Annotated in this window: 20 protein-coding genes; 17 read left to right on the top strand and 3 right to left on the bottom strand. The window is 51.5% G+C overall.

The window, feature by feature from the left end; translation table 11 throughout:
* The coding region (recG, locus tag PMIT1303_RS05245) for an ATP-dependent DNA helicase RecG (RefSeq protein ID WP_074159203.1) at positions 1-2,415 on the top strand (2,415 nt) is incomplete at its 5' end.
* A 324-nt stretch (positions 2,416-2,739) separates the two neighbouring features.
* On the top strand, positions 2,740-3,498 hold the full coding sequence (locus PMIT1303_RS05240; RefSeq protein ID WP_197459773.1) for a M15 family metallopeptidase: 759 nt from the start codon (positions 2,740-2,742) through the stop codon (positions 3,496-3,498).
* Here PMIT1303_RS05240 and PMIT1303_RS05235 read toward each other — a convergent pair.
* Positions 3,453-5,249, bottom strand: a complete 1,797-nt coding sequence (locus PMIT1303_RS05235) for an NADPH-dependent assimilatory sulfite reductase hemoprotein subunit (RefSeq protein ID WP_063397809.1) — start codon at positions 5,247-5,249, stop codon at positions 3,453-3,455. The two genes, PMIT1303_RS05240 and PMIT1303_RS05235, sit on opposite strands and share 46 nt — an antisense overlap.
* A gap of 96 nt (positions 5,250-5,345) precedes the next feature.
* Here PMIT1303_RS05235 and glyS point away from each other — a divergent pair, with 96 nt between their 5' ends.
* The gene (gene glyS / locus PMIT1303_RS05230) at positions 5,346-7,511 is read left to right on the top strand and encodes a glycine--tRNA ligase subunit beta (RefSeq protein ID WP_063397808.1); all 2,166 of its coding nucleotides are present in this window, start codon (positions 5,346-5,348) and stop codon (positions 7,509-7,511) included.
* Between the two features lie 15 nt (positions 7,512-7,526).
* Here the strand turns inward: glyS and chlP are convergent, their stop codons facing one another.
* On the bottom strand, positions 7,527-8,933 hold the full coding sequence (gene chlP / locus PMIT1303_RS05225) for a geranylgeranyl reductase (RefSeq protein WP_063397807.1): 1,407 nt from the start codon (positions 8,931-8,933) through the stop codon (positions 7,527-7,529).
* Between the two features lie 109 nt (positions 8,934-9,042).
* Here chlP and PMIT1303_RS05220 point away from each other — a divergent pair, with 109 nt between their 5' ends.
* From PMIT1303_RS05220 to ccsB, 7 genes are all read left to right on the top strand, one after another.
* On the top strand, positions 9,043-9,774 hold the full coding sequence (locus PMIT1303_RS05220; protein ID WP_063397806.1) for a M15 family metallopeptidase: 732 nt from the start codon (positions 9,043-9,045) through the stop codon (positions 9,772-9,774).
* Positions 9,775-9,920: 146 nt separating this feature from the next.
* Positions 9,921-11,723 (top strand): translational GTPase TypA, encoded by a 1,803-nt coding sequence (gene typA, locus PMIT1303_RS05215; RefSeq protein ID WP_063397805.1) that lies wholly within the window; start codon positions 9,921-9,923, stop codon positions 11,721-11,723.
* An 8-nt stretch (positions 11,724-11,731) separates the two neighbouring features.
* Entirely contained in the window at positions 11,732-12,121 is a 390-nt protein-coding gene (locus PMIT1303_RS05210) for a DUF309 domain-containing protein (RefSeq protein WP_063397804.1), read from the top strand.
* A 102-nt stretch (positions 12,122-12,223) separates the two neighbouring features.
* Positions 12,224-12,610, top strand: coding sequence for an LptA/OstA family protein (locus PMIT1303_RS05205; RefSeq protein ID WP_231901343.1), 387 nt, complete (start codon positions 12,224-12,226; stop codon positions 12,608-12,610).
* Positions 12,607-13,335 (top strand): LPS export ABC transporter ATP-binding protein, encoded by a 729-nt coding sequence (gene lptB, locus PMIT1303_RS05200; protein ID WP_063397803.1) that lies wholly within the window; start codon positions 12,607-12,609, stop codon positions 13,333-13,335. Before PMIT1303_RS05205 ends, lptB begins: the two co-directional genes overlap by 4 nt.
* Complete coding sequence (locus tag PMIT1303_RS05195; protein WP_063397802.1) at positions 13,332-14,543, top strand: LptF/LptG family permease; 1,212 nt, start codon at positions 13,332-13,334, stop codon at positions 14,541-14,543. Before lptB ends, PMIT1303_RS05195 begins: the two co-directional genes overlap by 4 nt.
* Positions 14,544-14,582: 39 nt before the next feature.
* Positions 14,583-15,539, top strand: coding sequence for a c-type cytochrome biogenesis protein CcsB (gene ccsB, locus PMIT1303_RS05190; protein ID WP_036915410.1), 957 nt, complete (start codon positions 14,583-14,585; stop codon positions 15,537-15,539).
* 85 nt (positions 15,540-15,624) lie between these two features.
* Here the strand turns inward: ccsB and rpe are convergent, their stop codons facing one another.
* Positions 15,625-16,308 carry a ribulose-phosphate 3-epimerase gene (gene rpe / locus PMIT1303_RS05185; protein WP_011129948.1) on the bottom strand — a complete coding sequence of 228 codons (684 nt, stop codon included), beginning with the start codon at positions 16,306-16,308 and terminating at the stop codon, positions 15,625-15,627.
* A 212-nt stretch (positions 16,309-16,520) separates the two neighbouring features.
* On the opposite strand from rpe, the gene glpX reads away from it, so the two are divergent.
* The 7 genes from glpX (at position 16,521) to PMIT1303_RS05150 (ending at position 24,818) form a co-directional block, all read left to right on the top strand.
* A complete protein-coding gene (glpX, locus tag PMIT1303_RS05180; RefSeq protein WP_063395785.1) occupies positions 16,521-17,525 on the top strand; it encodes a class II fructose-bisphosphatase in 1,005 nt (334 codons plus the stop codon).
* Between the two features lie 31 nt (positions 17,526-17,556).
* Complete coding sequence (locus tag PMIT1303_RS05175; protein WP_063397801.1) at positions 17,557-18,867, top strand: glutamyl-tRNA reductase; 1,311 nt, start codon at positions 17,557-17,559, stop codon at positions 18,865-18,867.
* 123 nt (positions 18,868-18,990) lie between these two features.
* Positions 18,991-20,286: a glucose-1-phosphate adenylyltransferase gene (locus PMIT1303_RS05170; RefSeq protein ID WP_011129945.1), complete on the top strand. Its 1,296-nt coding sequence runs from the start codon at positions 18,991-18,993 to the stop codon at positions 20,284-20,286.
* A 176-nt stretch (positions 20,287-20,462) separates the two neighbouring features.
* Positions 20,463-21,881 (top strand): NADP-dependent phosphogluconate dehydrogenase, encoded by a 1,419-nt coding sequence (gene gndA / locus PMIT1303_RS05165; RefSeq protein WP_063397800.1) that lies wholly within the window; start codon positions 20,463-20,465, stop codon positions 21,879-21,881.
* Positions 21,882-21,891: 10 nt separating this feature from the next.
* Entirely contained in the window at positions 21,892-22,602 is a 711-nt protein-coding gene (gene pgl / locus PMIT1303_RS05160; protein WP_063397799.1) for a 6-phosphogluconolactonase, read from the top strand.
* A 448-nt stretch (positions 22,603-23,050) separates the two neighbouring features.
* On the top strand, positions 23,051-23,626 hold the full coding sequence (locus tag PMIT1303_RS05155; protein ID WP_156486906.1) for an EF-hand domain-containing protein: 576 nt from the start codon (positions 23,051-23,053) through the stop codon (positions 23,624-23,626).
* Positions 23,616-24,818: a cytochrome P450 gene (locus tag PMIT1303_RS05150; RefSeq protein ID WP_063397797.1), complete on the top strand. Its 1,203-nt coding sequence runs from the start codon at positions 23,616-23,618 to the stop codon at positions 24,816-24,818. The genes PMIT1303_RS05155 and PMIT1303_RS05150 overlap by 11 nt, the downstream gene beginning before the upstream one ends.
* The last annotated feature ends 4 nt before the right edge of the window (positions 24,819-24,822 follow it).

Raw genomic sequence — 24,822 nt, 5'->3', positions numbered from 1 at the left:
GGTTTTAAGAATCTTGAGGGGCGTCAGGAGAATTTTCATGCATTCTTGGTGCGTCAGTTAGCAGAACCACCCTCTGGACTGCTGCCTACTAAAAGTCAGGCTCGTCTCAGCCAGTTAGCTGAAGCCTTTGCGAGTTATCCAGACAGCTCTGAATCGGCGCGACGTCGATTGGTGACGGACTCAAGACAGCTTCTACATGGCATTCGCCAGGGATTAGAACCACCAGCGCCAATAGGCCCTCCCAAACTCAAGCAGGGGGGAGCTGAAAGGCAGCGGCAGATGCCTTTACCTAGTGGGAACCACTCTCTGAAGTTGGAAAGCCCACTGTCAGAGGTGACAGGAATCGGCCCAAAACTTGCTGAACGCTTGGCCGGGCTTGGATTACTGCTCGTAAAAGATTTGCTGCAGTACTACCCCAGGGACTATGTGGATTATTCCTCGCTGCGGCGTATCCAGGCCCTAGAGGCAGGGGAGGCGGCCACGATTGTGGCCACAGTGAGGCGTTGTCATGGCTTCACCAGTCCACGCAACCCAAATTTATCCATTCTTGAGCTGCAGCTTCAAGACCCAACTGGTCGGCTCAAAGTGAGGAGATTTTTCGCTGGTCGGCGTTTCAGCAGCCCTGCTTACCTCAAAAGCCAGTCACGCCTTTACCCACCTGGAGTCACTGTGGCCGTAAGTGGATTGGTCAAAGGGGGTCCTTACGGCATGAGTTTTCAAGACCCTTTGATTGAGGTCATGGAGAGTCCGCATTCGCCGTTGCGATCGCAAAGCATTGGCCGGTTGTTGCCTGTGTATGCCCTCACTGAAGGCCTTACGGCTGACCGCTTTCGTGATCTGGTAAGGCAGGTTTTACCTTTGGCAGCAAGTTGGCCTGAATCCCTGCCTGAACCACGTCGTCAGGCATTGCGTTTACCCAGCAGAAGCGATGCCTTGATCGCAATTCATCATCCAGACGATCAGCACACATTGCAGTCTGCTCGACGTCGATTGGTCTTTGACGAGTTTCTTCTATTGCAGTTGGGGTTGCTCAAACGGCGAGCAGAGCTACGCAGTTGTCCTGCTCCTGTATTGCAGACAGCAGGGCAGCGAGATGGCCTTGTCGCTCGCTTCCTGGAGCTTTTGCCATTCCCTCTCACAGGAGCTCAGCAGCGTGTGTTGAGGGAGATCGAAGCTGACCTGGTGCTCTCGGAACCAATGGCGCGCCTCATTCAGGGAGATGTTGGTAGTGGCAAGACAGTTGTCGCCATAGCAGCCCTGCTCACAGCGGTAGAGGCCGGCTGGCAAGGCGCTTTCATGGCACCCACTGAGGTCCTTGCCGAGCAGCACTACCGCACATTGTGTTGTTGGTTGCCTCAGTTACATGTCAGCGTCGAGTTGCTTACGGGGGCAACCACTCGTATACGTCGCCGTCAGATCCTTGATGATCTCGTCAATGGATCCTTGAAAATACTGGTAGGCACCCATGCCTTAATCGAAGATCCTGTTGCCTTTTCAAGACTGGGGCTGGTGGTGGTTGACGAACAGCATCGCTTTGGAGTGAAGCAGCGCAACAGATTGTTGAACAAGGGGCTCCAGCCTCATCTTTTGACCATGACAGCAACGCCCATTCCTCGCACACTGGCACTTTCGTTGCATGGAGATTTGGATGTGAGTCAGATCGATGAATTACCTCCCGGTCGTACCCCCATTCAAACTCAGATGATTAGGGGCTGCGATCGTGATCAGGCCTATCAACTCATCCGTGATCAAGTGTCTCTTGGCCAGCGCGCTTATGTGGTGTTACCGCTGATCGACGACTCCGAAAAACTTGATCTGCGTTCAGCAGTGAAGGTTCACACCCATTTATCAGAGGAGGTATTTGCGGAGTTCACGGTTGGATTACTGCATGGACGTTTGAGTAGCTCAGAGAAGCAGGGCGTGATTCAATCCTTCACAGCGGGTGATTGCCAGGTGCTGGTCTCTACCACTGTGGTGGAGGTAGGCGTGGATGTACCTCAAGCAAGTGTGATAGTGATCGACCACGCGGATCGCTTTGGTCTAGCCCAATTGCATCAACTGCGAGGTCGTGTGGGACGTGGCGCAGCGGCGTCCCATTGCGTACTGATCAATGACAGCACAAACCCTTTAGCAAGGCAGCGACTTGAAGTCCTTGTGCGCTCCAGTGATGGCTTTGAGATTGCTGAGATTGACTTGCGCTTGCGAGGGCCAGGTCAGGTACTTGGCACAAAACAGTCTGGATTGCCTGATTTGGCCCTGGCCAGCCTGGCGGATGATGGGTCCGTACTTGAAGAGGCTCGTGATGAGGCTCAAAGACTGCTCAGCGATGATCCGAACCTGACTGACCACTCTCGGCTCAAGGAATTGCTAGAGGCACAGTGGAAGCACCTGAGTGGAACAGCCCATCTGAATTGAGCCCATTGATTTTTTCCACACACTTGAGACTCGTTTGAGTCTTAATACTCAGAAATTACGAGCCGATGTGCCTTCTGCTACGTCGGTTGCCGGGCAGGCTTCTGGTGCGGTCATTGTCGTTAGTGCCCAATTTTTTTAGCTAGTGCCGTAAAGGCACTGTGCTGCAATCGATCTCACTGAATGGCAGGCAGAATTTTTTTAATTTTTTATTTTTTAACTGTTTATCAAGGTTTTACTTGCTTGATGTTGGTTCGCTGTACCAATTTCAAATCTCGCCGCATCAACGAGATTTGCTTTGTGGAAAACTAGGTTGTCGCTGTGGAAATGTTGTCGGCGCGAACTTTTTTCCTGCTGCGCCCTTGGAGTGATAGGCCCATTCGTGATTGTGGGGAGTCCCTCAATCAAATCCCTCTTTCGTTGCATCGATTGGAGCCACATCCCTATGCATCCTTAGGTGCCCCCTATGGTGTAGAGGCTGATCCCTTTCGGCTGCGTCAGGGTGTAGTTGATCGTCTGCTGAGGGCTCAAGATGAGCTGCAGCAAGAGCATCCAGAACTTTGCCTTGCCATTTTTGATGCCTGGCGACCGATTCCTGTTCAGGCTTTTATGGTCGAGCATGCCATCGCTAAGGAGTGCCGCAAACGCAAACTGAAGCGCGGTGACCGTAGTCAGGCCGAGGAGCTGCAAAGGGTCATTGATGATGTTGGCAGGTTTTGGGCTCCGCCCAGCCTTGATCCTTGTACTCCACCTCCTCATAGCACTGGAGCTGCCGTGGATCTCACCCTTGCTGATAGCCAGGGAATAGCTCTGAATATGGGTGGCGAGATCGATGCTATTGGCAGCATTTCAGAACCGGATCACTACCGCGAAGCTGCGAACGATCAACCTCAATCAGAGGCTTACCTCTGGCACAACAGGCGCCAATCTTTAGCTGAGGCCATGGGTAAAGCTGGGTTTTCTCAGCACCCGAATGAGTGGTGGCATTTCAGCTATGGAGATCAACTCTGGGCGTGGAGAAAGGGTGTCGCTGAAGCAATCTATGGAGCCTTGCCAGTACCAGACAGCAAGCCAAGGACGGCTTGATCGCCAAGTTTGTTGACATGATCTCCGAGGCTGCGTCGACCACCAGCTTGCTTCCAGCTCAGCAATAGGGGCTCAAGTGTGCTCTCGAGTTGATCGAGGGGCATCCGCTGTAGATAGGGTTTGGCAAGACGTTGCAGGTTTGGGGTGCCTCCCAGCCAGAGTTGATATTGATCGACACCGCTTCCCACTAGTGCAAGCTCGGCCATGTAGGGCCGAGCGCATCCATTGGGACAACCTGTCATGCGGATCAGGATCGATTTAGTAATTTCAAGACGTCGCAACTGAGCATCAATTCGCTCAAGCAAGACAGGCAGCGTTCTCTCTGCTTCGGTTACTGCCAGACCACATAAGGGCAACGCAGGGCAAGCAATTGCATGCCGTGCCAGCATCGCCGGAGCCTCTGGAGCGCGGATGCCTAGAGCGGCTAGACCTTTGCGCACACTGGACCGTTGTGACGTCCCGATATTGCAGAGCAGTAGATCCTGATTCGGTGTTAGGCGAATTTCAAGTTGAAAGGTCTCCACCAGTTGGCGGAGTCCTTTCTTTAGATCTCCTGCCAAGCGACCAGAGAGCAGTGGCAAACCAACAAACCATTGGCCAACGCTTTGCTGATGCCAGCCCAGATAGTCCTCAAGTTTGCTCTTTGGTTCAGGCCTTAACGCTTTGATTGGATGAAGAAAGTATTTGCTCTTGAGTTCCTGTTTAAACCAGCTGATCCCCTGATCATTGAGAAGATATTTCATGCGGGCATGACGCCTTGTCTTTCGGTCTCCGTAGTCGCGTTGCAAGGCCAAAATCGACTGCACCAAATCCAATACATGCTCTGCAGCCACATAGCCAAGAGGGTCAGCTGTGCGGGCGAATGTCTGTTCATTGTTGTGGGTTCGACCCATGCCGCCACCCACATAGACATTGCAACCCTTGATTTCACCGTTTGCAGCAGTAAAGACAACTAGACCGATGTCATTGGTAAGTAGATCAACTGAGTTATCGCCTGGCACGGTGACGGCGCACTTAAATTTGCGCGGCAAGTAGGTCGTGCCATAGAGAGGTTCCTTGGCATCTCCACTGAAGACGTTGCCCTGATGCTGGCGGGTACGAACTTTTTTCACTCGCCTGGAGGGGCGGATGCGGTAGGTCGCACTTCCATTCACCCATAGGTCTAGATAGGAGCCCTCCGCTGCCGTTGGGCTGAGAACATCAGCAATTTCATTGGCAAGTTGTCGGGCAGCTGGATAACCACCTTTCTCATAGGGAGCTGCTGGTGCCATAACGTTGCGAGTGATATCACCACAAGCCGCCAGGGTTGATCCCATTGATCGGATGATTGTGCTGATAACTTCGCGCAGGTCCTCCTTGCGGACCCCATGAATCTGAAACGCCTGGCGGGTAGTGGCCCGCAGGCTCCCATTGCCAAGGCGATTGGACAGATCATCTAAGGCTAAAAACAGTGATGGTGGAATACGTCCGCCAGGGCTGCGCAGACGCAGCATCATTTGCCAATCCTTACCCTCACCTTTCTGGCGGTTATCTCGGTTGTCCTGTTGATAGCTTCCGTGGAATTTGAGCAGCTGAACGGCGTCGTTGCTGAAGTGATCACTGCTGTTCTCAAGTTCAGCAGCCAGGGGATCTAGTAAGTAGCAGCTATCAGCCTTGAATTGTTCAAATTTGCTCAGGTCTGCTCCACTGGCGAGACAAGCTGCGAACTTGAGATCTGCCGCTTGGCCAGATGTTGTCTGCCCTTCGGTCACGGCGTCAAAATTTTCCTAATACACCGTAGCGAAATGCACACGACCTGTTGAGCTGCTCCCTTCAATACAGTTGGGCGGTCTTGATTGCTCGCCTCCGTGTCGACCCTTCTAGTGGAGATTGGGACTGAGGAGCTGCCAGCTGATTTTGCCCGGCTTGCCTTACCCCAGCTGGAGCAGCTGGTCAGTCGTGATTTGCAAGGTCTACGTCTTAGCTACGGCATGATCCAATGCACGAGTACGCCAAGGCGACTTGTCGTGCTGGTGGAAGACTTGGCCAGCGCTACTGCTGATCTAGAGGAAGTACGCAAGGGTCCACCGGCTGGCCAAGCCTTCAAAAATGGTGTGCCAACCCAGGCAGCCGCTGGCTTTGCCAAGCGCTGTGGGCTGAAACCAGAAGATCTCGAGATTCGGGAGACCCCGAAGGGACCTTTTGTGTTTGCAACCGTGCTTCAGCATGGACGTTCTGCAATGGAACTACTAACAGACCAGATCCCTGAGTGGATAGGTAGCCTTCAAGGTCGACGTTTCATGCGCTGGGGCGAAGGGGAAAGGCGTTTTTCTCGTCCGATTCGTTGGCTTGTGGCCCTGCTCGATGAGCAGATCATCCCTGTTTGCCTTGACGGAAGCGACCCAGAGATTTGTGCAGCGAACCTGAGTCGGGGCCATCGACTTCACGATCAAGCTGTCATCATTCCTTCTGCAGGCAGTTACGTACAAACCCTCGCCAAGGTTGGTGTGGAGGTCGATCGGCAAAAACGTGGCACCTTGATCCGTCAGGCAATTGATACGGCTGCTGCAGGTCTTGAAGCATGCCCTGATTGTCCTGATGATCTTTTCGAAGAGCTCACCGACCTAGTGGAAGCACCTCTGCTTTTAGAGGGAGCCTTCGCCAAGTCATATCTAGATCTACCCGCTGAAGTGCTCAGCACAGTGATGAGAGTGCATCAGCGCTATGTGCCCCTTTACCGTCTTAATGCTGTCAATGACCCTCTTGCTCTCGATGCCAAGAGCAGTCTTCTGCCCAGATTCCTTTGCATCAGCAATGGGCTCGCGAAGGCAAGCGATCCTGTAAGACTCGGCAATGAGCGGGTGCTCAAAGCCAGGCTGGCTGATGCAGAATTCTTTGTCGAGGCCGATCGCTCTTTGGCCAGCATCGAGCGACGAAAAAAGCTAGCGCATGTGACCTTTGCCGAGGGACTTGGTTCTCTGCTCGATCGAGTTGAGCGCATGGAATGGATCACTGATGTGCTTGTTGAGCTGCTGGATCTTTCTGCTGAAATTTCTGTACAAGTGCGTCGAGCCGTCCATCTCTGTAAACACGATCTGGTCAGTCAGATGGTGGGCGAATTTCCCGAGCTACAAGGCGTAATGGGAGCGAAATATTTGTTAGCAGAAGGAGAGCCTCGAGAAGTAGCCCTTGCCGTTTTGGAGCATTACCTGCCACGTGGGGCAGGGGATACTTTGCCCGAGTCAGAATCGGGAGCAGTGCTTGCCCTGGCCGAACGCCTGGAATTGCTGCTCAGCATCTATGCCAAGGGTGACCGTCCTAGTGGCTCCTCGGACCCCTATGCCTTGCGCAGGGCCGGTAACGGTCTTTTGCAAATCCTTTGGTCGAAGGGTTGGCGGCTGAATCTGCTCGCCTTATTGCAACGAGCGACGAACCATTGGAGCAAGCTCCTACCGCATCTAAAGGTCACACCATCCACCTTGGCGGCTGAGCTGGGTGAGTTTCTTCGCCAACGGATGCTCAGCCTGCTGGAGGAGGCAGGAACCGATACTGATCTAGCCCAAGCGGTAGCTGGTGAAACAGTTTTGATCGATCGTCTTCTTTCTGACCCTGCTGATGCGCGACTGCGAGTGGATCTGCTCGTGAGGATGCGCCGCACGGGTAAGTTGCTGGCGGTTCAGGCTGTTGTTACCAGAGCGGCACGCTTAGCAGAGAAAGGGGACCTACCAGCAACCGTACTGAGTGCTGCTGAGGTCGTTGATCCTGATTTGTTTGAAAAGCCTAGTGAGTTGGAGATGTTGAAGGTGCTCGATGCTCTTGAACCAATCACTAAGGATTCTTCAAGTGAACGCTACCGCCATTTAGCGGATGGCCTGATTGCTGGCTCGGAAGCTCTCGCAGCTTTTTTTGATGGTGATCAGAGTGTGATGGTCATGAGTGAAGATCTCGCTGTACGCGCAAACCGTCTCAATCTTCTTAGCCTTTTGCGCAACCAAGCTGGTGTGCTGGCCGATTTCAGCCAAATCAGCGGCTAAGTGGTTATTTCAGGCTTAGGATTTGTTTGAAACAGCAGGGTCACGTTCTCCTTGTTCTGATGCCAAATTTTGCTTGGAGGCATCTTTGTTGTTGTCAACATTGATGCCACCGGTGATGGTTTTGATCGCCAGCATGGCATTCACTTCTTCGTCGCTACGTACAGCACTGGGAACAGGTTGATAGCTTGTTTGATTACGGAAAATTCCCCGTGCGAGTGCATCCACAGTTAGCAGTGTGAGTTTGATCTGTTGCCATGGATTCATCGCAACAACTTTTTTGTAGAGGTAACTATCGAAGGTGAGACGTTGCACGTCCATGTCATCGCACATGGCAACAAAGGCTTCTCTGGCAGTGTCATTCGAGTAGAAGATGGCTTGGAGTATTGACAGAACGATGTAAGTAGAACCGTATTTACGATCCCACTTTTTCAGATATTTCTTGAGATCAGCTTCGGAGGGGATTAATTCACCTGACCGACTCGATTCCACGATCTGTTCAGCACACATGCGGCCACTTTTGGCAGCAAAGTAGATGCCTTCGCCAGAGCTTTTGGTGACGTAGCCCGCTGCATCTCCAACAAGGGCCATACGGCCAACAACCCTGCGAGGACGAGGATGCTCAGGAATCGGGTGGGCTTCAACTTTGATCACTTCTCCATGAACAAGTCGTTTCTTAGCCCGTTCGCGTACTCCTTTTTGCAAGCTTTTTATTAAGGTCTGATTTTTCTGCATGGTGCCTGTGCCAACGGCAACGTGGTCGTACTTGGGGAACACCCAGCCGTAAAAATCTGGTGACACATCAGTGCCTACATACATTTCAGCAAGATCTTCGTAGTAAGCCATTTCTTCATTTGGCAGCTTGATGCGCTCTTGGAATGCAATCGCGACGTTGTAGTCACCGGCATCCATGGCTGTTGCTACACGGCTGTTGGCTCCATCAGCGCCAATAATGAGGTCAACCTCGAGGCTTTTGGCTTCACCAGTGGATTTACCAGTTGAATAGTCGGAATAGGTGATTGTGTATGGACCTTGACGATTAGAGCCAGTGTCGATTTTGGTAACGAGTCCATTAATCAAGTTAGTTCCGAGGCTGGCGGCGCGATCTCGCATAAAGGCATCCATGACCTCTCTGCGGCACATACCGATGTATTCACTCTTGTCGTCTGGGCTGTAAACCTTGTCCAGAGTGATATCCACCTCACGGTTTGATGGAGAGATCATTCTCATGTTGCGAACCTTGCGGTCGATGATCGACTCGGGCAGGTCGAATTCATCCACCATGCAAAGAGGAATCGCTCCACCACAAGGCTTGGCGTTATCGAGTTTGCGTTCGAATAGCCAGGTCTGGATACCTGCTTTGGCAAGAACTTCTGCGGCGCAGGATCCACTTGGACCACCACCGACAACGGCAACACGCAGCATGTTCAGATCCGCTCCGCGGAATCACTTAAGTAAAACTTACTTCCCTGAAAGAGATTTTGGGGCCCCCTGGCGCCCCCCCTTACGATCTAGATAACTCTGCATCAACTTCGTGGCTCGAGCAATCAACGCTCGACGCATCAGCCGAGATGACATTCCCGTTGCTCGTCGGTCGCGTCCTCAGAGACGGGCAAGGGGTGGTTCATTGGGATTATTGGTGGCTTGTTTGATGGTGTTTGGAGGTTCCATCACAGCTGTTTTGTTCGGCCCGTGGCTATTTGCTGGGCTTATGGGTCCAGCTCCTGTTGAGGGCATTCAGGATCGTCCTACTGCTGACGGACGTCTGCTCGGACATTTCCCTTATCCAGAAGCCTCAGTACAGAATCGAATTCTCATGCAGCCTGGGATTGAGCTTCATCAGGAAGCTGCTGATGCATTGAATTCCATGCGTGCTGCGGCTGCAGCAGATGGTGTTGATTTGAGGCTGTTGAGTGGCTACCGCTCTCACGAGCTACAAGAGCGAATCTTTTTTGATATCAAATCAGACCGAAACCAGACAGCAGCCGAACGGGCCAAGGTCTCTGCACCTCCAGGGTATTCCGAACACAGCACTGGCTATGCCATTGATCTTGGTGACGGGACGATTCCTGAAGCGAATCTGTCTGAAAGCTTCGAAGCCACTAGGGCGTTCCGCTGGCTACAGGATCATGCTGCTAGTTATCACTTTGTCCTTTCCTTTCCCCTTGATAACCCCCAGGGGGTGACTTATGAGCCTTGGCATTGGCGATTTGAGGGTTCAGCTTCTGCTCTGAGACTCTTTGAATCAGCTCATCAACTGGAATGAATGAACTGAAGAAGGTTTTTTTCGGTCTTAGAAGTTTTGATTAGCTAGCGGAAGGGGCCTAGAAGTTAAGTCGAATCTCAAATTGAGATATCCTTCCGCCACTACGCCTGTGTGCGTTTCCTTTTCCTTTTGAAAGTCTCTGACCCATGAGTGCCCAGGCCAAGGCGATCCGCAACATTGCAATTATCGCTCACGTGGATCACGGCAAAACAACCTTGGTGGATGCCCTCCTCACTCAGTCCGGGATCTTCCGAGACAACGAGGCTGTACCCACATGTGTCCTGGACTCCAATGATTTGGAAAGGGAACGGGGCATTACGATCCTTTCAAAGAACACGGCCGTTACCTACGACGAGACGCGTATCAACATTGTTGATACCCCTGGGCATGCTGATTTTGGTGGTGAGGTTGAGCGAGTGCTTGGCATGGTTGATGGCTGTTTGCTGATCGTTGACGCCAACGAGGGGCCTATGCCACAGACGCGTTTCGTGCTCAAGAAGGCGCTTGAGCAGGGATTGCGGCCAATTGTGTTCGTAAACAAGATTGATCGTGCGCGGGTGGATCCTGAAACCGCTGTCAACAAGGTGCTCGATCTGTTTGTTGAACTCGGTGCAGATGATGACCAATGTGATTTCCCGTACTTGTTCGGCAGTGGAATGGGAGGTTTTGCCAAGCCGGATATGGCAACTGAAAGTCAAACAATGAAGCCACTATTTGATGCCATCCTGCGTCATGTTCCACCACCTGTTGGAGATGAGAACAAGCCTCTTCAGCTACAGATCACTACTCTCGATTATTCAGACTTCCTGGGCAGGATTGTGATTGGTCGGGTCCACAACGGGGTTATCCGTAATGGTCAGAGTGCTTCGTTGATTAAGGATGATGGCAGCATTAAACGTGGCCGAATTAGCAAACTACTCGGTTTCGAAGGATTGCAACGGGTTGAGATACAAGAAGCCGGAGCGGGAGATCTCGTTGCTTTAGCCGGTTTCGATCAAGTCAATATTGGCGAGACCATTGCCTGTCCAGATGAACCAAAAGCTTTACCTCTAATTAAGGTGGATGAACCAACTTTGCAGATGACATTTGTCGTCAATGATTCACCCTTTGCTGGAAAAGAAGGCAAATTCGTCACTAGCCGGCAGCTGCGAGATCGTTTACGCAAGGAATTACTCACCAATGTTGCCCTAAGGGTTGAGGACACTGATTCCCCTGATCGTTTTGCGGTTAGCGGACGTGGTGAGCTACACCTGGGCATCCTGATTGAGACCATGCGCCGCGAGGGGTTTGAGTTTCAGGTAACCCAGCCTCAGGTGATCTTCCGAACGATTGACGGCACTCCTTGTGAGCCCGTTGAGACCTTGGTTATGGATGTACCAGAGGCAGCAGTTGGCTCCTGCATTGAGAAGTTGGGTGTGCGTCGGGGTGAAATGCAGAACATGGAAACCGGTAACGACGGTCGCACCCAGCTTGAATTTGTTGTGCCTTCTCGAGGGTTGATCGGTTTTCGTGGTGAGTTTGTACGTGCTACCAGGGGTGAAGGAATTATGAGCCACTCTTTTTTTGAATATCGCCCAATGTTGGGTGAGTTTGATGCTCGTCGGAATGGTGTTCTGATTGCTTTTGAGCAGGGCACTGCGACCTTCTACGCACTCAAGAATGCTGAGGGTCGAGGTCAGTTCTTCATCTCTCCGGGTGTCAAGGTTTATAAGGGGATGATCGTTGGCGAAAACAATCGACCTCAGGATCTGGAGTTAAACGTTTGCAAGGCCAAACAACTCACAAATATGCGCTCTGCTGGTGCAGAAGAACTCGATACCTTGCAGACACCTGTTCAGATGACCCTTGAGCGTGCTCTTGAGTACATCGGTCCAGACGAGATGCTTGAAGTCACCCCAGAGTCCATTCGTTTGCGCAAGTTGCCTGCCAAGAAGATGGCCAAACGCTGAAGCTCTTGATGGAGAGATTCCAGCCTACTGATCTGATCAATGATCCACGTTTTCAACTAGCCGTGGAGCTTTTTAATCAGGCCGATTGGTACCCCGCTCATGACGCCTTTGAGGAGCTTTGGCATGAGACATCCGGTCAAGCACGCCAGACCATCCAAGGGGTACTTCAGGTTGCTGTTGCCCAACTTCACTTGCAGCGCGGAAATCGTCGCGGGGCGACCCTTCTTTATGGTGAAGGCCTCGGGCGTCTAAAAGCTCTAGGAACTCCAAACCTGGGTTTTGACCTTGATCAGCTCTGCACCTGTGTGGAGAATCGCTTGCAACGGCTTCAGCAGGGACAAGATCCCGACGAGTGCACTGTCCCAGGCCTGATCTATGACAGCTCAGTTTCTGAGTAAATTAACCATAAAGATTTGGATTGTTCCGCTTTGGCTGCTCTTGTTCAAGTTATGACAAGGAGTTGGCAAGTTCATCTCGCCATAGCGACAGCGTTGATTGGAATGTCTACCCCTGCGGTTTTAAGCCAGGAGGGCAGCCCTTCTGCTCCGGTAGAAGATGGCGGTTTGATCACGATCGAATCAGATATCCAAAACGCAGACAGCGTCACAGGGGTTTTCACCGCCATCGGCAACGTTCGCATCGTTTATCCAGCCCGAGGCATCGTTGCTACCTCTAGACAGGCTCAGTACTTCAGCAAAGAAGATCGTGTGGTCCTTACCGGAGATGTTGATGTGATTCGGGACGGGGAAAATTCCATGCAGGCTGAACGAGTTGTTTATCTACTCGAAGAGGAGCAAGCGGTAGCAGACCCAAGCACTGGTGCTCAAGTGTTCACTTCTGTGCAACTTGATTCCAACAATCAGGCAGAGGCACCTTTGGCCCAATGAGTCTTTGTTTAGAGCAGGTGGCGCTCACCGTGGGAGGGCGTCACCTGGTAAAAGATGTCTCCTTGCGCCTTGATCCAGGCGAAGTTGTTGGCTTACTCGGTCCCAATGGTGCCGGCAAGACAACAACGTTCAATCTTGTCATCGGTTTGTTGCGTCCTGATTACGGGCAGGTGCAACTTGATGGACAGCCAGTGGCGGATTTGCCGATGCCCAATCGAGTTCGTCTAGGTATCGGTTATCTCCCTCAGGAACCAAGTGTGTTCCGGCAGCTCAGCGTGCGACAAAACCTTGAGCTTGCGCTCTCTCAAAGTCATTTAACAACTCATCAGCGTCGGGAGCGTCTCGAGCAGTTGGTTGAAGACTTTCATCTCAACTTGTTCTTGGACCGTCGTGGCTATCAACTTTCCGGCGGCGAACGACGTCGCTGCGAGGTAGCACGTGCCTTGGCGGTAGGCCTAGAAGGTCCCACCTACCTCTTGCTTGATGAACCCTTCGCTGGTGTTGACCCCATGGCAGTGGCGGACCTCCAGGTATTGATTCATACCCTCCGGGAGCGTGGCATGGGAATCCTGATCACTGATCACAATGTCCGTGAAACCCTTGCCATCACTGACCGCTCTTACATTCTTACGGAAGGCAGCATTCTTGCTTCAGGCCGTTCTGAAGAAGTGGCAAACAACCCCTTGGTGCGGCGTCACTATCTCGGGGAGGGTTTTCAGCTTTGAGCAAATGGCGCCTTGGAAAGTTGAAAGACGTTGATTCTTGGCCTTGGAAGTGGTGGCGCTGGGCTTCGTCCAAGTGGAGGCTGATCCCGCTGCTGGATCGATGGCTTTTAGGTGAGTTGATACCCGTATTGCTGTTTGCCATAGCGGCCTTCACGGTGGTGTCCGTCTCAGTGGGGGTGATGTTTGATTTGGTGCGCAAGATTGTTGAGTTTGGATTGCCTCTGCATTTTGCATTGCAGGTTTTTAGCTTGAAGTTACCTTTCTTTCTGGTGATTTCTTTTCCGATGGCCACCTTGCTGGCCACCTTGTTGGCTTATAGCCGTCTTTCTTCTAACAGCGAATTCACGGCTTTGCGCAGCCTCGGTGTAAGCACCAGACGAATCGTTGCTCCAGCATTGGCATTGGCATTATTGATGACAGGGCTAACTTTTATCTTCAATGATGTCATTGTTCCAAGAACAAATAGTACTGCTGAGGTGACAATAAAGCGTGCTCTTGGCAAAGCAATTGCTACAGAGAAAGGCAAACATGTTGTTTATTCCCGATTCGGAACGATTACTGGCTCAGAAGCTGAAGACAGGAATCAAGGGCTTTCTCAGTTGTTTTATGCAAAGGAATTCCTTAAGGGAGAAATGGAGGATGTCACAGTGCTTGATTTATCTCGTCTTGGTTTTACTCAGATGTTGAAGGCCGAGCGGGCTATTTGGAATGAGCAGGAGGCGATGTGGGAATTTTTTAACGGCAATATCCTTACTCTCACACCAAGTGGCAGTACCACTTCAGTTGAATTTGATCGCTATCTCTACCCCCTAACATCAGGCCCAATTCGTGTGGCCAAACTCCCTAAAGATGCCAACAACATGACTGTTGCACAGGCCATGGAGGCCGCAAGTATTTATACCGATGCTGGTAACCGTAAAGAGGCCAGGCGTTTGAAGGTGCGTATCCAAGAAAAATTCACTTTCCCGATGTCCTGCCTGGTGTTTGGCCTGATTGGCAGCAGCCTTGGTGCAAAACCTAATTCTCGGACCAGCCGGACCCAGGGATTTGGCATCAGTCTCTTATTAATTCTTGCTTATTACACGCTTAGCTTCAGCTTCAGTTCTCTTGGTGTTACGGGAACTTTGACACCGATGTTGGCCGCGTGGATCCCTGTTTTTATCTCTTTGGCAGGTGGCGGTCTGTTGCTGCGTCAGGCCAGTCGTTGAACTGCAGCGGCAGAATAAGAGAGTTGTCGCAAGGACCTGGTGTTTGGAGTGACGTTGGCTGAGCTTTCCGCCTCGCTAGGGGATCCTGTTTTGGCTCTTGGTTTGGCTGCATTTGCCCTACTTCTGTTGGCCATACCAATCTCTTTTTGGATGGTTTCAGGAGGTAGCAATTCTGCTGTTGTGACACTTCTGGTGGCTCTTGCCAATTTGGTTCTTACCGCTCAATTGGTTTTGCGGTGGTGGCAGTCGGGTCACTTCCCGATCAGCAACCTTTATGAATCCCTCTGTTTTCTAGCCTGGGCTTGCACACTTGCGCAGCTATTGGTTGAGCGTTCCTTGTCTTCCCCGATTGTTTCAGCCGCTGCTACACCAATGGCTTTGCTTTGTGTGGCTTTTGCCAGCTTTGCATTACCAGAAACTCTTCAGGAGGCCTCTCCTCTAGTACCAGCTCTTCGCTCCAGTTGGCTTGTGATGCACGTGAGCGTGATTATGTGCAGTTACGCTGCCCTGCTTGTTGGTTCTTTCTTATCAATGGCGGTTCTATTTACTGATCGCCAGCAAACTTTGGAGCTACGCAGCAGTTCAATTGGAACAGGTGGCTTTCGTCAGGCAAAGCTAGCCACATCTGCTATGGATCAGAATGATGGCCTGCGCCTGAGTTCAATCAACTTGAGCCGCACTGAACAGTTGGACAGCCTTAGTTATCGCACGATTACGGTTGGCTTTTTGTTGCTCACGCTTGGCTTAATCAGTGGTGCCGTTTGGGCCAATGAGGCCTGGGGGAGCTGGTGGAGTTGGGATCCAAAGGAAACCTGGGCTCTAATTTGTTGGATGGTTTATGCGGCCTATCTGCATACACGTTTCAGTCGTGGCTGGAGCGGGCGACGTCCGGCTTTAGTTGCCGTGGCAGGCATCGTTGTGATCGTTGTTTGTTATATCGGTGTGAATCTGTTAGGGATTGGTTTGCACAGCTACGGCTGGTTCTTTGAAGCCTAATCTTGTGATATTGATCTGTTCTTATTAGCAACAATCCCCACAAGACTAATAGGCAATAGATGCAGTTATTGCTGCATCTATTACTTCAGACCACAACACCTTCAGGACGTTTGCTATTACGGATGCCTCGGATGGCTTCGGCGTAGTCGGGCTGATTGAACACGCCAGACCCGCTCACAATCGCATTGGCGCCAGCTTCGATCACTTTCCAGGCATTGTCAGCCTTGATCCCTCCATCGACTTCGATCCAGGGATCGAGACCCTGTTCGTCGCAAATACGACGCAGCTCGCGGATCTTTTGCACTTGATTGTCGATGAAGCTTTGCCCACCGAAGCCTGGGTTGACGCTCATGATCAGTACTAGATCACATAGCTCCAGGCAGTACTCAAGGGTGTCCAGAGGTGTGCTTGGGTTGAGTACTGCTCCTGCTTTCTTACCGAGATCCTTGATTTGCGCAAGGTTGCGGTGAAGGTGTGGACAGGCTTCAACCTGCACATAGATGTGATCTGCACCTGCTTTTGCGAAATCTCCTACATACCTTTCTGGTTCCACGATCATCAAGTGGACATCTAGGGGCTTACTGGTCACAGGCCTTAGTGCTTCAACGATCAGAGGACCAATCGTGATATTTGGCACGAATCGGCCGTCCATCACATCCACATGAATCCAGTCTGCGCCGGCTTGATCTACAGCCTGCACGTCTTCTCCTAGGCGGGAGAAATCGGCAGAGAGGATCGAAGGGGCGATTACCAGGGGCTTCGTGCTCATCGATCGGGGTTAGGGAGTGGGCGATTCTAGGAATCGGCTGTATGGGCATTCTCGTTGTTGCCGGCACTGATACAGTGAGCAGCGCTTTAGAGCCGAGAACCCCTGCGGCATCGGGTCCTTTCACATGATCAGCGTATAACGCTGACCCGTGAATTCAGTCCAGCCCTGCTCGTTTCTTTGGTCGTCACACCCATCCCCACCGCCGCATACCAGTGGATCGCACTCTTATTCAGGAAATTCTCGAGGTCGTTGAGCAAGCTGCCATTGCGTCGGCACATCTGACTGGTCTCGGCAAGAAAGACGAAGCCGATGCAGCAGCTGTTGAAGCCATGCGCAAGCGGATGGGACAAATCCAAATGCAGGGTCGCATCGTCATCGGTGAGGGGGAGCGCGACGAAGCCCCGATGCTTTATATCGGCGAAGAGGTTGGCAGCGGCAGCGGCCCAGGCGTTGACTTTGCCGTCGATCCCTGCGAAGGCACCAATCTTTGCGCCAACAACCAGCGAGGTTCGATGGCTGTACTGGCCGCATCTGATCGCGGTGGCCTTTTCAATGCTCCTGACTTTTACATGAAAAAGTTAGCGGCCCCCCCATCAGCGAAAGGCAAGGTGGACATTCGCAAATCTGCCACCGAGAACATCAACATCCTTAGCCAGTGTCTTGGGCTTGCCGTGAGTGAACTCACCATTGTCGTGATGGATCGAGCTCGTCACAAAGGCCTGATTTCTGAGATACGTGCCACTGGTGCACGTGTTCAACCCATCTCAGATGGAGATGTTCAAGCTGCCATTGCTTGTGGGTTTGCCGGCACCGGCACCCACTGTCTAATGGGCATCGGTGCTGCTCCTGAGGGTGTGATTTCAGCTGCCGCAATGCGTGCTCTCGGTGGTCACTTTCAGGGCCAGCTGGTGTATGACCCCGCCATTGCTCAAACCAGTGAGTGGGCCGATTACACCAAGGAAGGCAACATTGCCCGCCTCAATGAGATGGGAATTACTGATGTTGACAAGATCTATGAAGCCGAAGAACTGGCTTCCGGCAACAATGTTGTTTTTGCGGGTAGTGGGATCACTGATGGACTGTTGTTCCATGGAGTTAAGTTCGAGCCTGACTGCACACGCACTAGCAGCTTGGTAATCAGCACTCTTGACAACACAGCTCGGTTTACCAATACCGTGCATATCAAGGATGGAGCGAAGAGCATCGCTCTGAGCTAACCATCCAAGACAAGATCTAAGGGACGTCTCCATGCACATTGCCGTCGTCGGCTTAAGTCATCGCACGGCGCCGGTGGAAATCCGTGAAAAGCTCAGCATCCCTGAGCAAACCATGGAGACCTCCCTGCAAACTCTTCGCGGCAACGATCAAGTCCTTGAGGTTTCGATCCTTAGCACCTGCAATCGGCTAGAGATTTACACCTTGGTTCGTCACCCTGAACGAGGTATCTCAGCCATTAGTGATTTTCTAGGCCAACATTCAGGTTTGGCAACGGAAGATCTTTCCCCCCATCTGTTCAACTTTCATCACGATGAAGCAGTAGCCCACTTGATGAGGGTGGCTGCGGGTCTGGACAGTCTGGTTTTAGGAGAAGGGCAGATCCTTTCCCAGGTGAAGAAGATGGTGCGATTGGGGCAGGAACACAAATCCATGGGCCCGATTCTTAACCGTTTGCTCACTCAGGCAGTGAGTACTGGCAAACGAGTTCGCAGTGAAACCAATCTGGGTACGGGGGCTGTCTCAATTAGTTCTGCGGCTGTGGAGTTAGCCCAACTGAAACTTGGCCAGGCGCAAGGGGAAGATCAGTTGATGACTCTGGAATCTGAGTTGGTCGCAGTGGTGGGTGCGGGGCGGATGAGCCGACTACTGCTTCAACATCTTCAGGCGAAAGGTTGTTCTGGGGTGATGTTGCTGAACCGCACGCGGCAACGAGCTGAGGATCTATCGGCTGATTTCCCTGAGCTCCCCGTTGAGTGTCGCCCCCTTGATGATTTGAACCATTGTCTAAGTACCTGTTCATTGGTATTTACCAGTACGGCTGCTGACGATCCGATTGTTGATGCATCTCTGCTCAAGCAGCTCAAGCGCCGCAGTTTTCTTCGTCTGATTGACATCGGCGTGCCGCGCAACATCGCCTCAGATGTGGTCGATGTACCCGGTGTTGAGTCCCATGATGTGGATGATTTGCATGAGGTGGTGTCTCGTAATCAGGAGGCCCGCCAACAGATGGCCAAAGAAGCAGAGGTTGTGCTCCAAGAAGAGACGCGTCTGTTTTTAGAGTGGTGGGACAGTCTTGAAGCTGTGCCAACCATTAATCGCTTGAGGGCGACCCTTGAGGCTATTCGTGCAGAGGAATTACAAAAAGCGCTCAGTCGTATGGGGCCTGATTTCTCTGCTCGAGAGCGCAAAGTCGTTGAGGCTTTAAGCAAAGGAATCATCAACAAAATTCTCCATACCCCAGTCACTCAGCTACGGGCTCCCCAGGCTCGTCCAGAGCGGCAACAGGCTCTGCGTGTGGTGGCGAGTTTGTTTGAGTTAGATCCACCACTAGAGGATGGGTAGTTCTATGCCAAATTCTGGTTGCCTCTTGATTTGCAGAAGTCTTGTTGGATCTTCGCAGCTGACAGCTTTAGATGGCCAACCGTCCGGTAAGTTTGCTGCGCAACGCCGATTTGCGGGGGCGGCATGAAGCGTGTTTTAGCCATCATTCTCGGGGGAGGAGCTGGAACGCGCCTCTACCCCCTCACCAAGATGCGGGCCAAGCCGGCCGTACCTCTTGCAGGCAAATATCGTCTGATTGACATCCCAATCAGCAACTGCATTAACTCCAGCATCAACAAGATGTATGTGTTGACGCAGTTCAACAGCGCTTCTCTGAATCGGCACCTTGGACAGAGCTACAACCTCAGTGCTGCCTTTGGTCAAGGTTTTGTAGAAGTTCTTGCCGCACAGCAGACCCCAGAAAGTCCTTCATGGTTTGAGGGGACTGCGGATGCAGTTCGTAAATATCAGTGGTTGTTTCAGGAATGGGATGTTGATGAATATCTGATCCTCTCTGGTGATCAGCTCTACCGTATGGATTACAGCCTTTTTGTGGAGCACCATCGTCGCTCAGGTGCTGATCTCACAGTGGCGGCTCTTCCCGTTGATGCAGAACAGGCTGAGGGATTTGGTCTCATGCGAACGGATAGCGATGGCAACATCCAAGAGTTCCGTGAAAAGCCCAAGGGTGAATCCCTCAAGGCCATGGCCGTCGATACCTCTCGATTTGGCTTGTCAGCTGAGTCAGCAAGGAACAAGCCCTATCTCGCCTCAATGGGGATCTATGTGTTCAGTCGCGCCACTCTCTTCGATTTGCTGCATAAGAACCCTTCTCACAAGGATTTCGGCAAGGAGGTGATTCCTGAGGCCCTAGCTCGAGGAGACCGGCTGCAAAGCTATGTGTTCGATGAGTACTGGGAAGACATCGGCACGATAGGAGCTTTTTATGAGGCAAATTTGGCTCTCACCCAACAGCCCAATCCACCTTTCAGTTTCTATGACGAGAAGTTCCCGATCTATACAAGACCCCGTTATCTACCGCCAACAAAACTGGTCGATGCGCAAATCACGGAATCAATTATTGGAGAGGGATCCATCCTCAAATCCTGCAGTATTCATCATTGCGTCCTTGGTGTGCGAAGCCGAGTTGAGAGCGATGTGGTCCTGCAAGATTCCCTGGTGATGGGATCTGATTTCTATGAATCATCCGAGGAACGCACTCTTCTAAGGCAAGGAGGAGGCATCCCGCTCGGCGTTGGCCAAGGCACTACCGTGAAGGGTGCGATCCTCGACAAGAACACACGCATCGGCAACAACGTCACGATCGTCAACAAGGATCACGTTGAGGAAGCCGACCGTGCTGATGAGGGCTTCTACATCCGCAATGGGATCGTGGTAGTGGTCAAAAATGCCACCATTTCTGATGGCACTGTGATTTGATGCTGCCCGAGGCTGAATCAACACAAGATCCAAGTAGTTTTTTTGGAAATTTTGGTGATGATCTCTACGGTTTCTTATCTACAGCGAGGATGGTTCAACCCTGACATAGCCGTACAGATCACAGCAGATTGGAGTTGCTGTGGTCACACTGACGCCAGTTGATCGTTTCACTGGCGATGTCCAAGGCACATTTCGGTTTGATCGGTCTTGGCGTGATGGGCGAAAACCTTGTGCTCAATGCAGAGCGCAATGGTTTTTCTAGTGTCGTTTACAACCGCACCTACGCCAAAACAGAGGAGTTCCTTAAAGGGCGTGGAGCTGACAAAGCCATTCAGGGTGCCAAAGACCTTCAAGATTTCGTCGACAAGCTCGAACGACCCCGTCGAATTCTGATGATGATCAAGGCAGGTTCGGCTATTGATGCCGTTATTGAGCAGATCTCCCCTTATCTGCAGGAAGGTGATCTACTCATCGATGGTGGAAATTCCGAATTTCGTGATACCGAGCGACGTGTCGCCGAGTTAGAGAGCAAAAGCTTTGGATATATCGGGATGGGTGTCTCCGGTGGGGCTAAGGGGGCACTTGAAGGGCCGAGCATGATGCCAGGCGGAACAAAAACCTCCTATGAGGCGATTGAGAGCCTTGTTTGCAAGATGGCTGCCCAAGTGGAGGATGGTCCCTGTGTGACCTACATCGGTCCTGGAGGTTCTGGGCATTTCGTTAAAACCGTCCACAACGGCATCGAGTACGGCATTGAGCAGATTCTTGCCGAGGCCTATGACCTGATGAAGCGTGTTGGTGGCATGACCGGTACCCAGATGGCTGATGTCTTGGCGCAATGGAATGCCACAGAAGAGCTCTCTTCTTATCTGGTTGAGATCACCGAAGTGTGTTTGCGCACCAAGGATCCTGACGATGGAAGTGACCTTGTTGAGAAAATTATGGATCAGGCAGGCCAGAAGGGAACTGGTCTATGGACCGTTGTCAGTGCCTTGGAATTAGGAGCTTCAGTGCCAACCATTTACGCCTCTCTGAATGGCCGTGTGATGAGCTCAATGAAGCCTCAAAGAATTACCGCTGAGCAGATTTTGCATGGGTCAGCGATCAAACCATTTGATCTTGGCAGTTCCGCAGATGGCATGGGGCCGCTCATGGACGCCGTCGTGTTGTCTTGCATGGCTAGTTACGCGCAGGGCATGGAGCTACTGCGTATAGCTTCTGCTGAATACAACTACAACTTGCATTTGCCCTCCATCGCGCAGATTTGGAAGGGTGGCTGCATCATCAGGTCCCGTCTGCTGAAGCGCATCCAGGATGCCTTTAATGCTGACCCTCAGCTTTACAACTTGCTGATCGATCCTTGGTTCGCTGAGCAAGTGAACCGTCGCCTGCCGGGCCTAGCAAAGGTGGTAGCCGGCGCAGCTGAAGCCGGTATCCCAGTGCCTTGCTTCAGCAGCACGCTCGATTACATCAATAGCTATCGCACGGCACGATTACCACAGAATTTGGTGCAGGCCATGCGCGATTGCTTCGGCTCACATACCTACCAGCGGGTTGACAAAGAAGGAAGCTTCCATACTGAGTGGCTGGACTAAGGAGATCGTGATGACAACCTACAAAGTTGAGCGAGCGAGCGACCCTGAGGATCTGGCACGTCGCGCCGCCCAGAGGCTCGCATCTCATATTGATCTGGTACTTGATCAGCGTGATCGCGTTCAGATCGCTCTCTCGGGAGGGAGCACACCCGCTATTGCTTATAGGTTGCTTGGTCAGGAGCGACTGCCCTGGGATCGTGTTGATGTTTTTCTGGGGGATGAGCGCTGGGTTGATGCCAGGGATGACGCCAGTAACGCCCGCATGCTTCGTACGACACTTCTTGCTGAAGGCCCAGGATCGCAGGCTGCGTTTCATCCCGTGCCAACGGTGGAGCTGCCAAACCCTGAGGCCAGTGCCGAGGCCTACGCGAAGCTCGTGCAGGAAACCTGTGCAGGTGATCCGCCGGTGTTTGATCTAATGGTTTTAGGACTTGGTGAAGATGGCCATACAGCCTCTCTTTTTCCAGGAACGGATGCCCCCGCCGTTGTTGATCGCTGGGCTACTGTCGGTAAAGGGAAAGGTCTAGAAAGAATCACTCTCACCGCACCGGTGCTCAGCTCTGCACGCGAAGTGATCTTTCTTGTGAGTGGTGTAGGGAAGCAGGTTGCCCTGAAGCGCTTATTAGATTCTGCTGAATCAGCTGAACGCACGCCTGCCCGCTTGGTTCAACCTCGTTCACCGATTTTGGTCTTGGCAGATGAGGCCGCCTTACTCGGCTGATGAGCAGGGAATGCTGTGCAGAACAAAATGCCCTTGGCCTTCATTGACAGGCAAGTGACCAGGGTAGTTGACACTTAAGCATCTTCTCTCTGCAATTGAGTAGGCAGTCGACATAGAACACTCAGCCTAAATATCTAATGATGACTTTATCTTCTGGTGAATCTTTGCATTAGCCTGTGCCTGAGAACATTTTAAAAACCTTCATCCTAATTAACCTGGATTGATGGAATATTATTTGATGTGAATTGGGATAGACTCGAGCCCCGTGAGCGCGAAAAGATTTTACGTGATGATCACTGAGTTCCCATATAGTACGATTCCAACTATGATGGTCAACTAAATCATAAAACTTCAGCCTTTACTATTTCTTTGGGCTTTCATTCTTCAGGGCAATCTTTAAAGGTTTAATTCACGGGATAGAGCCATGCACCCCTCTCTTCAACGCAGGATGGAACGTCTTTTCTCCTTTTTTGACACCAATAATGACAATATTCTTTCTGGCGAAGAGGACTTTACGCCACTAGCTACGGAGATAGCCAATCGACGTTTTCCTGATGATGGCCCTTTACACCGAAAACTATATAATTATCTGCACGATACATTTATTGCGGAAAATGCTAGGCGTGACCTTGCTGGAAAAGGTTTTGTTGATCTTGTAGTCTTCTTACATAGCCACGAGTATATTAATCAAATGGCTCATGAGAGGCCTGAAGAGTCAAAGGCCTTCGTTGATAAGGCGGCAGGGGATTTCTTCAGGCTGCTTGATAAAGATCATGATGGTTGGTTAGAGCTGGATGATATCAAGATTTATGCTTCTGGTCACCATCATGACGGTCCTTGGATAACGAGTAATTTCAAAACCATCTGTCACCGTCTTGGACGGGATGAACTAAGGATTAGTCGGGCTGAATTCTTGATGCTCATCTGGCAATACTGGTTTAATCCAGATGATTCTTGCCTGGGTGCCCATCTGCTTGGCGACCCTGTCAAGCCTCCTCCTTTTGTAGCTGCTGATGACGTTTGATTTGTTTCATCGTGACCCTTGCCTGCCAGGAGTTGATGATCCATACACCACTTATGCCCAGCTCCGTGACCAATCTTCCATTCACTGGTGCTCGGGGCCACGAATGTGGGTCATTCTCGGCTATGCCGAGGCGGTTGAACAGATGCGATCCAAGCTATACAGCAGGCAACTTTATCTCGATAGCCTTATTGCACGATTCGCTGAGAAAAGTCATATCTATCAGCATCAGAGACTCGATATTCCTTTTATGGATGGGGATATTCATAACAAAATGCGCATGCATGTGAGCAATGCCTACCGCTCAATCGACCTAGATAAATTGTTTGCGTTTTCTAAAGCATTTGCTGCCGAAAGACTGGGAAGCGTGGATAGCCGTCAGACCTTTGATCTTGTCAATATTCTTGCCAACGATCTACCGATTGCCGTTGTTAGTGAGTTGTTGGGTCTACCAGCTAGCCAACAGAAGGCAGTGGCCCATCACGTCTCTTCCTTTGTGCGGGCAAGAGGACTGACGCAGACTGATGACATCGCTGTTGAAGGAGAGGAGGCATTTGATGTTTATAGCCATTACTTTATGCCCCTGATTCAAGCGCGTAGGACACAACCTAAAGATGACCTTATTTCCCAGCTAATTGGTGATTCACAGGCCGGTATTAGGCTTTCTGATGAACAGTTATTGCTAATCATCAGTAGCAACTTTTACTCGGCAAGTTTATATACTATAAGGTTGCTAGTTGGAACCCTGGCCTGGGCAATGGCTTGCAATCCCGATTGCTACAGGCGCATTCGCTCTGATCGAGAATTGATCCCCAACGCAATAGAGGAAACCCTTCGCTGGGACCCTCCAGCTCAGGCGGTTAATGGCAGTGTTGCCTTGGAGGATCATCAAATCAATGGAACAACTATTAGGGCTGGCGAGGCTGTGACGGTGCTGGTGGGTGCGGCCAATCGTGATCCAGCGATATTTGATCAGCCAGATCACTTTTGTATTAATCGCGCTCACAATCCTCATCTCAGCTTTGCACCTGGAATTCATCAATGCCTGGGCCTTCACATGGCACGGCTTGAAGCGAGGGCTGTTCTCGAAGTCTTATGTGATCAGTTTGAACAAATTAAATGGGTACCTGAGATGTCTAAGCGTTTGATAGGGGATCGCTTTCGAGGATTTGAATGCCTAGTACTTCAAAGCTAAAACT

This window comes from Prochlorococcus sp. MIT 1303 (genome assembly GCF_001631965.1).
In the GTDB taxonomy this organism is placed as follows: domain Bacteria; phylum Cyanobacteriota; class Cyanobacteriia; order PCC-6307; family Cyanobiaceae; genus Prochlorococcus; species Prochlorococcus marinus_D.
This window is presented reverse-complemented; position numbering and strand designations above follow the sequence as displayed.